Annotated in this window: 11 protein-coding genes; 7 read left to right on the top strand and 4 right to left on the bottom strand. The window is 70.4% G+C overall.

All coding sequences use genetic code 11. From position 1 onward, the window contains the following. Positions 1-70 precede the first annotated feature (70 nt). A complete protein-coding gene (locus V6V89_RS20250; protein ID WP_334620733.1) occupies positions 71-808 on the bottom strand; it encodes a PIG-L deacetylase family protein in 738 nt (245 codons plus the stop codon). Between the two features lie 109 nt (positions 809-917). On the opposite strand from V6V89_RS20250, the gene V6V89_RS20245 reads away from it, so the two are divergent. Next, on the top strand, positions 918-1,562 hold the full coding sequence (locus V6V89_RS20245) for a GTP cyclohydrolase II (protein ID WP_334620732.1): 645 nt from the start codon (positions 918-920) through the stop codon (positions 1,560-1,562). A 27-nt stretch (positions 1,563-1,589) separates the two neighbouring features. After that, entirely contained in the window at positions 1,590-2,081 is a 492-nt protein-coding gene (locus V6V89_RS20240) for a deaminase (RefSeq protein ID WP_334620731.1), read from the top strand. Positions 2,082-2,211: 130 nt separating this feature from the next. On the opposite strand, the gene V6V89_RS20235 is transcribed toward V6V89_RS20240, so the two are convergent. Continuing rightward, positions 2,212-2,964: a methyltransferase domain-containing protein gene (locus V6V89_RS20235; RefSeq protein WP_334620730.1), complete on the bottom strand. Its 753-nt coding sequence runs from the start codon at positions 2,962-2,964 to the stop codon at positions 2,212-2,214. 200 nt (positions 2,965-3,164) lie between these two features. On the opposite strand from V6V89_RS20235, the gene V6V89_RS20230 reads away from it, so the two are divergent. The 4 genes from V6V89_RS20230 (at position 3,165) to V6V89_RS20215 (ending at position 7,023) form a co-directional block, all read left to right on the top strand. Next, positions 3,165-4,610, top strand: coding sequence for a zinc ribbon domain-containing protein (locus V6V89_RS20230; protein ID WP_334620729.1), 1,446 nt, complete (start codon positions 3,165-3,167; stop codon positions 4,608-4,610). A 19-nt stretch (positions 4,611-4,629) separates the two neighbouring features. Beyond that, entirely contained in the window at positions 4,630-5,445 is an 816-nt protein-coding gene (locus V6V89_RS20225; protein WP_334620728.1) for a zinc ribbon domain-containing protein, read from the top strand. A gap of 155 nt (positions 5,446-5,600) precedes the next feature. Next, entirely contained in the window at positions 5,601-6,632 is a 1,032-nt protein-coding gene (locus V6V89_RS20220) for an alpha/beta hydrolase (RefSeq protein ID WP_334620727.1), read from the top strand. Between the two features lie 43 nt (positions 6,633-6,675). Continuing rightward, positions 6,676-7,023 carry a hypothetical protein gene (locus tag V6V89_RS20215; RefSeq protein ID WP_334620726.1) on the top strand — a complete coding sequence of 116 codons (348 nt, stop codon included), beginning with the start codon at positions 6,676-6,678 and terminating at the stop codon, positions 7,021-7,023. On the opposite strand, the gene V6V89_RS20210 is transcribed toward V6V89_RS20215, so the two are convergent. Together V6V89_RS20210 and V6V89_RS20205 are read right to left on the bottom strand one after the other, a co-directional pair. Beyond that, on the bottom strand, positions 7,007-7,984 hold the full coding sequence (locus V6V89_RS20210) for an aldo/keto reductase (protein ID WP_334620725.1): 978 nt from the start codon (positions 7,982-7,984) through the stop codon (positions 7,007-7,009). The two genes, V6V89_RS20215 and V6V89_RS20210, sit on opposite strands and share 17 nt — an antisense overlap. A 9-nt stretch (positions 7,985-7,993) precedes the next feature. Continuing rightward, positions 7,994-11,260: a discoidin domain-containing protein gene (locus tag V6V89_RS20205; RefSeq protein WP_334620724.1), complete on the bottom strand. Its 3,267-nt coding sequence runs from the start codon at positions 11,258-11,260 to the stop codon at positions 7,994-7,996. 141 nt (positions 11,261-11,401) lie between these two features. On the opposite strand from V6V89_RS20205, the gene V6V89_RS20200 reads away from it, so the two are divergent. Beyond that, entirely contained in the window at positions 11,402-12,502 is a 1,101-nt protein-coding gene (locus V6V89_RS20200; RefSeq protein WP_442935181.1) for a M24 family metallopeptidase, read from the top strand. Positions 12,503-12,531: the final 29 nt, after the last annotated feature.

Below are 12,531 nucleotides of genomic sequence, written 5' to 3'. Positions count from 1 at the left end.
CGCCGGGGCGCGGGCCCGCCGGGGTGCGGGCCCGCCGGGGGCGCGCCGCGCGGGGCCGCGGGTGGTGGGTTCAGAAGAGGGTCAGGGGGAAGACTTCGAACTGGGCGGCGTGGCGGGTGCCCAGGCGGGTGCCGGTCGCGCGGCCGATGCCGTCGAGGAACTCTTCCGGGTCGAACGTGCCCGCGCCAAGGCCGCGCAGGTAGGCGTCGTGGGCGCGCAGGGACTCCAGGCCGCGGGCGAACGTGTCCGACACGTCGACGGCGTGCTTCGCGTCTGGCGAGCCGGAGCACCAGACCTGTTGCACGCCGCCCCATGGTTCGAGGCCATCGTCTAGTTGGTCGGTGAAGACCCAGCGGTTGCCGGCGTCGCGGACGGCGTCGAGCACGGCGCGGCCGGTCGCGATGTGGTCGGCCTGGTTCAGCATGATGGCGCCGTCCCAGGTGTCGCGGAAGTTGTTCGTGATCACGATGTCGGGACGGTGCCGGCGGACCACCTTCGCCAGGGCGCGACGCAGCGGCACACCGTACTCGATGATGCCGTCGGGGAAGCCCAGGAACTCGACGTCGTGGACGCCCACGACGGCGGCCGAGGCCCGTTGCTCATCCTCGCGGACGCCGCGCGTCTGCTCCGGTGGCATCCCGTCGATGCCGGCCTCGCCGCTGGTGACCAGGCAGTACGCGATGTGCTTGCCCTGGTCGGTCCAGCGCGCGATGGCCGCGGCGGCACCGAACTCCAGGTCGTCGGGGTGGGCCACGATGGCCAGTGCGCGCTCCCAGGTCTCGGCGAGCGGTTCCAGCGGGTTCGTCATGCGCCAAGTCTGTCAAACGCGGTGACGGAGCCCACGGTCTCTAATGGTTGAAGCTACAACTTTATTCGGCGTACGTTGTTGATGAAGGTTCATTGACTTGGAGGTCGGGATGACGGACGCGATGCTGGGAGTGCGCCCCGCCGCGGTGCGTACCCGGGTGACGGTGCCGCTGGCCTTCCCGGACGGGTACCGCACGAGTGCCGAGGTGTTCACCTTCACCGGGCTCGTGGACGGCCGGGAGCACCTGGCGCTGGCCCTCGGCGACTGGCGCTCGGCGGCGACCCCGCTGGTGCGCCCGCACAGCGAGTGCCTGACCGGGGACGTGTTCGGCAGCGAGCGCTGCGACTGCGGGCCTCAGCTGCGCGAGGCGGTCGAACGCATCACCGACGCCGGCGGGTTCCTGCTGTACCTGCGGCAGGAGGGCCGGGGGATCGGCCTCTACGCCAAGCTCGACGCCTACGCGTTGCAGGACACCGGCATGGACACCTACCAGGCCAACCTGGCCCTCGGCCACGGCGAGGACGAGCGTGACTATGCCGCCGCCGCGCAGATGCTGCGGGCGCTGGGCGCCGACCGCGTGCGGCTGCTGAGCAACAACCCCGACAAGGCGCTGCAGCTTGACGCCCTCGGCATTCAGGTCGAGGAGCGGATCCCGACCGGCGTACACCTGTCGGCCGACAACGCCCGCTACCTCGCTACCAAGGTTACCCACACCCGCCACACCATCGATCTGCCACTGTGGAGCACCCGATAAACCTCGACGACGCCTGGCAGGCCCACGATGAGAGCTGACACGGACCGGCTGTGGCTGGCGGCCGCGATCCAGGTGTCGCGGCAGTCGCCGCCGTCGCCGCACCGGTATGCCGTCGGGGCGGTCGTCGTCGACCGTGACGGCACCGTGCTGGCGACCGGATACACCGGCGAGGGCGACCCCCGCAACCACGCGGAGGAGGTCGCGCTCGCGAAGCTGGCCGGGCTCGATCTCACGCGCGCCACGCTGTACACGTCGCTGGAACCCTGCACCGCGCGCTCGTCGCGGCCGGCGTCCTGCGCGGGGCTGATCCTCGCGGCCGGCGTCGGCCGGGTCGTGTTCGCGTTGCGCGAGCCGCCGCTGTTCGCCGACTGCGACGGTGTGGAGACGCTGCGCGTCGCCGGGGTGGAGGTCGTCGAGGTCGGCGACCTGGCGCACCTCGTTGGCCAGGTCAACGCCCACGTCCTTCGGTCAGGGCTTCGGGCCGAGGCGGGCCGAGCTGCGCTCGTCGGACCAGCGTGAGGCTGGATCGACGTAGCTGCGCAGCAACTCTGCGAGTTGCCCGAGCTCGAGGTCGAGGACCCTGCCGGCGACGAAGTGGGCCTTATCGGTGAGGTGGACGAAGGCGTTGCCGTGGAGAAGTCGTCTAGATCTACTTTTCGGCGGTCACGAGGTAGAAGGTGAAGCCGGCTACCACCGGGCCGCGGGCGACGCGGCGGAGCCAGGCGTCGGCTCTCGCCTCGGCGAGCCTGCCGGCCTGGATGGCGCGGGCGCAGTTGCGCCGCAGCCCCAGGATCTGGTCGGCCGTGCCGAAGTCGCGGAACAGCACCGCGATCGGCTCGACTGAGCGCACGCGCAGGCCGGCGTCGACGCACAGGCGTACCAGCTGGCGGCCGACCGTCGCGTTGCGCACCTGGCCCGCGACGAACTCGGCGAAGCCGCTGCTCGTCTCGTGGTCTTCATCGGCGACGGCGAGGGTGTGCCAGTCGGGCTCGGCCATGCCGCACAGCCCGCCGGGTCGCAGTACGCGGCGGATCTCGGTGATCGATGTCGTCGGGTCGGGCACGTGCTGGAGTACCCGGTCGACCCTGGCGCGGTCGGCGCTGCCGGAGGCCAGGGGAAGGTCGGCGGCGTCGCCGGGGCATACGACCACGTTTGGTCGGTCGGCAAGGCGGCGGCGGGCCTCGTCGAGCATCCGGGGGTCGCGGTCGACGCCGATGACCGAGCCGTCGGTGCCGGTCGCGTCGGCGAGCGCGGCCAGGTCGGTGCCGGGCCCGCAGCCGATGTCGACGACCGTGTGGCCGGGCAGCACGTCGAGGGCGTCGACGAAGCGTCGCTTGTAGGCCTGGCCCGCGGTCGTGGCGGCGGCGGCGTCCAGGTACGCGATCGGATCTGGGGCGGTCATTCGCCAAGCCCACCACAGGGGTGCGGGCGATTGGTGGAGACGTTGTGCAGGAACGGCGGGTCGCGGCCGCCTCAGTCTCAACAGCGGTACCAAATCCCGCGATAAGGCTGCGGCGCTGGCCAAGCTCACCTGTACTGAATCTTGGAAGCGTGCGCGGCTCGTCGTGATTCGGGCCGGCATATGCGCGGGGGTGTCTGCGGATGAAGACATGTCCCTACTGCGCCGAGCCTATTCAGGACAAGGCGCTCAAATGCCGGTGGTGCGGCAGCGAACTGCCCGGTACGTCGGTGGGGCCCGACACGAGTCAACGTGCGGCCGAGCCGTCACCGCCCGCACCGGCGGGCAGGATGGCCGCGTTCGCCGCGTTTCTGGCCGAGTCGGTGCTGTCGCCAGCCGGCCTCCGCCGCTGGTGGCGGACACCCGCTGTCGGCGCGGTCGGGGCGTTCGTCGCTGGATACGCGGCCTGCCTGATTCTGGTCAGCCTGCTCATCGTGCTCTCCGGGCCGGAGGATGGACCGGGACCGGACCTCTTCCTTCTCGCGATGCTGTGTCTGTTGCTCTTCCAACGCGTCGGCATCGTCTTCGATGGTGACTTCTCGACAACGACGGTGACGTTCGCGCCGCTCGGGGGGATGCTCATTGTTGGTGTGATCCTGGCGGCGGCCGGACGGTTCGTCGCGCGTTCCGAGCGGGAGCCGCGCGGCCGCTTCCTCGTCGTCGTGCGCCTCGCGGTGGTGTACGCGTTGCTGTCATTCGGGGGCTCGCTGATCGCCCGTCTCGACGTGGATGGCGACGAGGCCCATGCCTCGGCGGTGGGCGCGCTGTTCCTGCCGTTCGTGTGGGCCGTCGTCTTCGGAGCCACCGGGGCACTGCGGTCGAAGAGGGACCAGTCCTGGGCGCGAATTCTGGCCAGAATGGACGGTCGGCTCCCTGGTACGGCGGCCGGGACCACGGGAGCGGCGGCCGGTGCGCTGGTCGCTGGCGCCCTGGGAATGCTCGCGGTCGTCGTCGCCCTGCTGGCCGCGGCATTTGATGGCGACGCCGGCGTCGATGTGCGGCCCGGTGTCCTCGCCCTCCTGGCGTTGCTGGCCATGCCGAACCTGGTCACTTGGGCGGTGGTCGCGGGGATGGGGGCCACCATGAGCGCGAGCGTGAGTGGCTTCGGCGGCTACGAGTCCTCGTCGGCCGGCGTGTTCGGTGCGGCCGGCGCGGGCGACATGGACGTTCCCCGATACTGGCTCCTTCTGCTGTTGATTCCGCTCGCGGCCACGGTGCGGGCGGGCTATGTGGCCGCGGGCCGGGCCGGTCCCGAGCCGCGAACGGCCGTCACGGCCGCACTGTACGCCGGTGCCCCGCTCGTCGTCGGCTGCTGGGTACTGGCGTGGCTGGCGAGTGGGCAGATCGAGGCGGCTGGTGCCAGCGTCCACATCAGACCGTCCACGGTGGCCACCGTGTTTCTGCCGCTCATATGGGCGGTAGTGGGCACCTGGCTTGGCGCGATGATCCATCTGGCCAGGCAGCAGCCGGGTACGGCACGGCCGGTCGCCGGCCCACCCCCGGTCTTCTGCACCAGCTGCGGCCGCGCCTGCGCCGACGGCGACTCCTACTGCGAAGCGTGCGGCACGCGACTGAGAACCGGTGACTGAGCACGGTCAGGAGGCACGAATGACCGAGCGACTGGAGAACCGCTGTCCAAACGGCCACCCCGTGCGTCCCGACGCGCGATTCTGCCCCGCGTGTGGGACCGAGGTGACCGGCACGGAGCGCCCGCCGGACCTTCTCGCCCCCGCGCTACCCGACCGGGCCCGGTGGCGGAGCCGATGGGTGATCGTCGGTGCCGCCTTCGCCTTGGTCGCCGCCGTCACCGTCGGCGCCGCGGCACTCCGCCCGGGCGGCGGGGACGACGCCACGGAACCGGATACGCCGGCACCGCCGGCGCCATCGCCGACGCTCGCGGCTCCCGAGACCACGCCCGGCGCTCCGACCACCGCTCCGCCCGCGCCGCCGCGGAGGCGCACGACGGTCGCGCCCCCGCCACCACGCGAGCCGTACGTACCGCGCTACCTCGGCGTCGTCGACTACGCGCCGGCGAGCGCCGACCCACGGGCCGTCGACGTCGCCTGGATGCTGGACGCGTATTTCTCCGGCATCAACGAGCGGGACTACGAACGGACGCGCGCGGTGATCGATTCCCGACATCCGATCGACCCCCACAGCACCGCGGGCTGGAGCGCCTTCATCGATGGCGTGTCCACGACCTACGACAGCGACATCGTGTTGCGGGAGGTGGCCGACGACCATCTTGGCGAGGGGGCCGCGATTGCTTGGGTGACCTTCCAGAGCACCCAGGACCCCGGCTACGGGCCGAGCGGCAGCGAGGAGCAGACCTGCACGCGCTGGGAGATGCGGCACACGCTGTCCGAGCCGACGCCGGGACAGTTCCTGCTGCTGTCCACCGGCGCCGAGCACACCCCGTGTTGAGAGGCCAGACAGAGGAGGCGGCCCATGTCGGAGCACAGATCGGCGATCTCCCAGGCGAGTTCCCGTGCTGGTGCGGCGCGCGGTTTCGAGTGAAGGGCCCATACGCCACGCGTAGGCGCCCGCGGGCTGGACCGCTGAGTGGTTGACTGGGCGGCATGTTGCCTTGGGACGTCGAACTCGCCGGCCGCCTCGACCGCGTCACCATCGAATCCAAGCTGCTGCGCGGCAACCCGCTCGGCGACCCGCACCAGCGGCCGATCTGGGTGTACCTGCCGCCGGGTTACGACGAGAGCGCCGTGCGGTACCCGGCGGTGTACGTGATCCAGGGGTACACCGGGCACGTCGCCATGTGGGCCAACCGCGCGCCGTACCGGCAGCCGTTCATCGAGACCGCCGACGCCCTGTTCGCGTCCGGTGAGGCGCCGCCGTGCGTCGTGGTGTTCGTCGACGCGTGGACCGCCTATGGCGGCTCGCAGTTCGTCGACTCGCCCGGCACCGGGGCGTACCACTCGTACCTGTGCGACGAGGTGGTGCCGTGGGTCGACGCGCGGTACCGCACGCTGGCCAACCGGGAGGCGCGGGCGATCAGCGGCAAGTCGTCCGGCGGCTTCGGGGCGATGGTCACGCCGATGCTGCGGCCGGACCTGTTCGGGGCTTTCGCCACGCACGCCGGCGACAGCCTGTACGAGCTGAGCTACATCCCCACGTTCCCCAAGGCGGTGCGGCTGCTGCGCGACTACGACCATGACATCCAGCGGTGGTGGGCCGACTTCCGGTCCCGGACCTCCTTCACGAAGGAGGCCGACAGCGAGCTGCTGATCCTGCTCGGCTGCGCGGCCTGCTTCTCGGCGCGCCCGGACGGCACGCCGGAGCTGCCGTTCGACCAGAGGACCGGCGCGCTGCTGCCGGAGGTGTGGCAGCGCTGGCTCGACTGGGACCCCGTGCGGATGGTCGACCGGTACGCGGAGGCGCTGCGGTCGGTGCGCTCGATCTGGATCGACGCCGGCACCCGCGACGAGTGGTACCTGGATCTGGGTGCGGAGGAATTCCGGGCACGTCTTGACCGGATCGGGGTGCCGGCCGACCGGATCCACTTCGAACTGTTCGACGCCGGGCACGGCGGCATCGACTACCGGTACCCGATGGCGCTGGCCTGGCTCGCGAAGCGCCTGGCCCACGAGGGCTGACCCACGGCGAGGCCGGCGGGGCCCTGCCTTTAAGATCGCGATCATGATGGCACCTTCGCTGGACGGGCGTAGCTTCGCCGCCGTCGCCAACGTCGGCGGCGAGGTCGGGGCGGACACGATCTTCGAGTACCGCGAGCGGGACGGCGAGGTGTGGGCCACCTATCGGGGCGGGGCGGTGCGCCACGGGTACCTGGTCGGCACCCGCACTGGTGACACGCTGGACATCCGGTACGTGCAGCTGAACGCCGACGGTGAGACGTCGGGCGGGCACTGCGCGACCTCGATCGAGGTGCTGCCGGACGGCCGGCTGCGCCTGGATGAGGTGTGGGAGTGGGAGTCGAAGCCGGGCGGGGGCACCAGCGTCGTCGAAGAGCTCAGGAGTGTCCCGTGATCTGGTGGGGCCGGTAGGGGAACTCCAGCTCGGTGGCCTCTTCGTCGCTGAGCGTCACGTTGACGGCGGCGACCGCGTCGTCGATGTGCCCGAGCTTGGTGGCGCCGACGATCGGCGCGGTGACGGCGGGCTGGCGCATCAGCCAGGCGAGGGCCACCTGTGCGGCGGGGACGCCGCGCCGCTGCGCGACCGCCGTGACGGCCTCGACGACGTCGGCGTCGGAGGTGTGTGAGTCCGGGTACAGCTGGCGGGCCATCGGGTCGTTGCTGGCGCGGGTGGTGCCGCGACCCCGTCCACCGGCCAGCAGGCCACGGGCGAGAGGGCTCCACGGGACGACGCCGACGCCCTGGTCGAGGCAGAGCGGGAGCATCTCGCGTTCTTCCTCGCGGTACACCAGGTTGTAGTGGTTCTGCATGGACACGAACGGCGTCCAGCCGTTGGCCGCGGCCACGTGCTGGGCCTTGGCGAACTGCCACGCCCACATGCTGGAGGCGCCGATGTAGCGGGCCTTGCCGGAGCGCACCACGTCGTGCAGCGCCGCCATCGTCTCCTCGATCGGCGTCTCGTAGTCCCAGCGGTGGATCTGGTACAGGTCGACGTGGTCGGTGCCGAGCCGGCGCAGTGAGGCGTCGATGCCGGCGAGGATGTGCTTGCGCGACAGGCCCCTGTCGTTGGGCCCGTCGCCCATCGGGTTGTACACCTTGGTGGCCAGCACGTAGTCGTCGCGGTGGGCGAAGAGGTCACGCAGCAGCTTGCCGGTGACCTCTTCGCTGGCGCCGTCGGAGTACATGTCGGCGGTGTCGAAGAACGTGATGCCCTGCTCGACCGCGCGGCGTACGACCGGCTCGGCGTCCTCTATCTCCAGCACCCAGTCGCGCCATCGGGATGTGCCGTAGCTCATCATGCCGAGACAGACGCGGGACACCTTGAGGCCGGTCGAGCCGAGTCGTACGTACTCCATGCGCCCACCCTATGCGGGGGCGAAGGCCTTCACCTCCAGCAGGCCGACGGAGTCGGCCGCGCTCTGCAACACCACGCGCAGGCGCGTGGTGTTGACCGACGAGAAACTGACCACGTTGTACTGGTTGGCCGCCCGCGGGTACGTGGCGGGGATGTCGACGTACGCGCTGCCGTTCCAGTACTGGAGCTTCCACGATGCGGGCATGTCGATGCCCTGGTTGTCGTCGAAGAAGTACACCTCGGCGCGGCCGAGGTTGACCGCCGACGGCCAGGTCAGCTCGGCCCACTGCTCACCCTCGTTGGGCCAGGTGCCCCAGCGCGGGTTGACGGTGTCGTTGCTCGACGGCGGGTCGATGCCGTCGTTGATCGCGGCCACCGACTCCCACGACGAGGTGAACGACGCGCTGGGCGTCGCCTGGAGCGCCAGGTTCGGGTTGGGCTCCGGGTTGGGACCGCCGCTGCCCCGGTTGTACACCTTCACCTCGGTCAGCCCGGCCTTGGAGCCGGACGCGTGCGTCATCTGTATCCGGATGCGTTGCGCGCTGACCGGGGTGAACTGGACGAGGTTGTAGTTGCCCTGCGGCGTGGACGGTGTCTTGACCGCGTTGGCAACGTTCGTCCAGGTGCTGCCGTTCAGGTACTGGACGGTGTACGACGACGGCGCCCGGTACGTGGCGTTCTGCGGCCGGCTGTCGCGGAAGTGCAGCCGCACCTCGTCGACCGTCCGGGTCTGGTTGAAGTTCAGCTCGTACCAGTCCGTGGCGTTCGGCGAGCCGCTGGAGCCCCAGATCGGGTCGTTGATCGTGTACCCGTCGATGGCGGCACCGGTCGAGGTGCCCGAGGCGGTGTACGAAGCGGTCGCGCTCGCGCCCTGCGCCAGGTTGGGCAGCGTCGAGGTGATGTCGACGCCCGCCTTGGCGAAGATGTCCGTGATGCGGGGGCCGGTCAGCTGCACGCTCTGCGGCGTGCCGAGCCCGGCGACGGCGGTGTTGAAGGCGACGGTGCCGCCGGCGGGCAGGCTCACCGAGCCGTTGGCCGGGTTGTAGACCGCGCGGGTGAGCGAGTTGACGGTGAACGCGCGGTTGCCGTCGATGTAGACCGAGTACCCCTGCGGGACGCCCGAGTAGCGGGTCACGCCGTCGGCCGGGTCGTCCCAGACGATGCTGAGGTCGTGGCCGCGGTACCGCAGGTTGTTGATCGCGAAGTGCGACCAGTTGATGTTGATCGGCCACAGCTCGATCTGGGCGTCGTTGCGCGGACGCAGGCCGGCGACGTCTTCGATCACGGTCCAGTTGCTGCTGCCCAGGATGTTGTGGTGGATCCAGGACCGGTACGTGATGGAGCTGCCGTTCCAGTTGGCCCAGAACTCGTTGGCGTCCGGCCACGACGTGTTGCCGCCGATGTACTGCGCCCAGGCGTTCCAGTAGAGCAGCTTCTTGTACCACTCGTTGTTCATCCACTGGTTGGGGTAGTTGCGCAGCACCGATCCGAGCAGCCTGAACTGGACGGTCGAGTTGATGGTGGAGAAGTTGTTGCTACCGGTGCCCGAGGCGGCCTTGTCGCGCTGGTTGGCCGTGTAGAACGGGTAGATCGGGTACTCGGCCGGGTCGTCGAACAGGCGCAGCGCCTGCTTGTACTGGTCGGTGTTGGGCATCAGGCCGACCGCGTACGGGTAGAAGTTGTTGATCTCCTTCCACGGCACGTGCTCGTTGGTGGACACGTGCCGGTGCTCGAGCATCTGCCGGTTCGGGTTCCACAGCTGGGTGATGATGCCGTTGCGCACCCGGTCGGCGATCGCCTGCATCTCGTTCGCCTTGGCGGTGTTGCCGATCGCCTGGTACGCCTGCACGGCGGCCAGCGCGTTGCTGTACACGTACGCGCCCTCGGCCCGGTCGAGCCAGCCCGAGCGCCAGTGGAACGACACCGCGTCGGCGTCGTTGCCGGTCAGCGCGCCCCAGTCGTACTCGATGACCCCGTCGTTGTCGTGGTCGTAGAACGAGAGCTGACCCTTGACGTCCTGCTCGGCGTACCGGGCGAAGTTGGCCAGCATCGCCGGCTGTCCACCGTGGATCTGGTACGCCCGCCAGCCGGCCTCGGAGATGTACTGGGTGTAGCTGTTGGACCAGTTGGCAGGGTCACCGGGGTTGTCCATGTACCGGCCGTTGCGGGACACCGTGCCGACGTTGAGCCAGTTGCCGTAGGCGTACATCGGGTTCCGCAGGTACTTCAGGTCGTCGATGTGCATCGGCTGGGTCAGCACGATCGAGTTGTTGTACCCCAGCACGCCCTCGGTCGAGGTGGGGAACTGGTAGGTCTGGCCCGGCAGGTCGCCGTCGAAGCTGTTGAAGCGCATCAGCCACCAGCGGTAGTAGATGTTCTTCTTGATGGCCGCCTCGGGCACGTCGATGTACGGGATGTTCTCGGCCCACCAGCGGTTGTAGGCGCGCACGTGGGTGGCGAACGCGGTCGCGTTGTTGTACCCGCGGTAGGTGTTGTACTCGGACAGCGACGCGGGGATCTCGTTCGTGACGAAGCCCATCACGACCTTGGCCTCGACCGTCTGCCCGGCGCCGACGGTGACGGAGCGGTTGAGGCCGCCGCTTCCCACCGCGAACCCGCTGTCGCCGCCCAGCCGGGGGAACAGCGTGGTGAGGCTGTTGTATGAGGCGCGCTGGCCGGTGAGCTCGGTGCCGCTCGCGGTCGTCGCGTACGGCGAGGTGGCCCGCAGTTGCAAAGTCGTCGAGGCGGAGCCGGTGTTGGTGATCGACATGTTCGTCACCAGCACGTTGTTGTCGGTGATGAACTTGGTCTGGTTGACGCGGACCGAGCCGGACGTGTGCACGCTGCGCCAGTGTGAGGGCCCCTGCCAGCGCTGGGACGCCTGCTCGGTGAACGTGCCGGGGGTTATGGCCACCGTGTACGCGCTCTGGTCGCTGAGGCTCTCGAAGTGGGCGACCCGCCCGCCGAAGCCGATGGTGCCCGGGGTGTGCAGCTTCATGAACACGCCGCGGCCGCGGGTCATCAGGATGCCGCCGTCGGCGTCGGCCGGGTCGCTGCCCGTGCGGCCGAGCAGGCGGTCCATCCAGAAGTCGGTGCCGCCGGCTTCCGCGTCGTAGATGGCCTGCATGGTGTTTCCGGTGGAGTACCCGACGGGCGGCTGGGGGATGGCCGGGCCGTTGAAGGACGGGTATCCGATGGTCTGGGCGGCGCTGGCTGGCGACGCCAGGAGGCTGGCCACAACGACCGTGGTCAGCACGAAGGACAGGGGTCTGCGCATCGCGTACCTCTCATGAGGGGGACCGGGTGGGGCCGGCAGGAGCCGGTGCCGCGAGCTACGCCGCCCGGCCGCGCTCACGTGATGCGTAAGGCGGAGCGTACAGATGGTGATCGATGGGAGCAAGCCCGGTACGCTCCTGGCGTGTTGTACCCACCGGATCGCCTGGTCGCGGCGCAGCTGGCCACCGCCGCCGCCGGGCTCGACGCGCTGCTGGTCACGCCCGGCTCCGACCTGCGCTACCTGACCGGCTACCACGCCCACGTGCTGGAGCGCCTCACCTGCCTGGTGCTGCCGGCGCACGGCGAGGCGACCCTCATCGTGCCCCGGCTGGAGCGTCCGGCGGCCGAGGCGTCACCGGCGCCGGCCACCGGGGTACGCATCGTGGACCACGCCGACGGTTCGGACCCGTATCCGCTGGTCTTGAAGGCGCTGGGCGGTCAGGTCGGGTCCGTTGGGCTCTCGGACCGGATGTGGGCGATGCACGCGCTGGCGCTGCGTGACGCGCTGCCCGGCGCGCGGCAGCGGCTCGCCAGCGAGGTGCTGGCGCCGCTGCGGATGCGCAAGTCGCCGGCGGAGGTGGCGGCGCTGCGCGAGGCCGCCGCGGCGATCGACGCCGTGCACGCGCGGATGGGCGACTGGCTGCGGCCGGGCCGCACCGAGGCCGATGTCGGCGCCGACATCGCGGCCGCGATCCGCGGCGCCGGGCACGCCACCGTCGACTTCGTCATCGTGGCCTCCGGCCCGAACGGCGCCAGCCCCCACCACGAGACGTCCGCGCGGGTCGTCGAGGCCGGCGACCCGGTGGTGGTCGACATCGGCGGGACGATGCCGTCGGGCTACTGCTCGGACTCGACCCGGACCTACGCGGTGGGTCGCCCGCCGTCCGACTTCATCGCGTACTACGACGTGCTGCACGCCGCGCAGGTGGCGTCCGTGGCGGCGGTCGCTCCCGGGGTGAGGGCGGGTTCGGTCGACGCGGCCGCCCGGGACGCGATCGCCGCGGCGGGGTACGGCGAGGCGTTCCTGCACCGCACCGGGCACGGCATCGGGCTGGACGGCCACGAGGACCCGTACATCGTTGCGGGCAGTGAGCTGGAGCTGTCGGAGGGGATGGCGTTCTCGATCGAGCCCGGCATCTACCTGGCCGGCCGCCACGGCGCCCGCATCGAAGACATCGTGGTGGTGACGGCGACCGGCGTGGAGCGCCTGAACACCATCCCCACCGACCTGGTCACCCTCTGACTCGGGCCGGCGAAGACCCGCGCCTGACC

Source organism: Micromonospora sp. CPCC 206061, from assembly GCF_036906915.1.
In the GTDB taxonomy this organism is placed as follows: Bacteria; Actinomycetota; Actinomycetes; order Mycobacteriales; family Micromonosporaceae; genus Phytohabitans.
The sequence above is the reverse complement of the archived record's forward strand: the minus strand, read 5'-3'. Positions and strand labels throughout refer to the sequence as shown.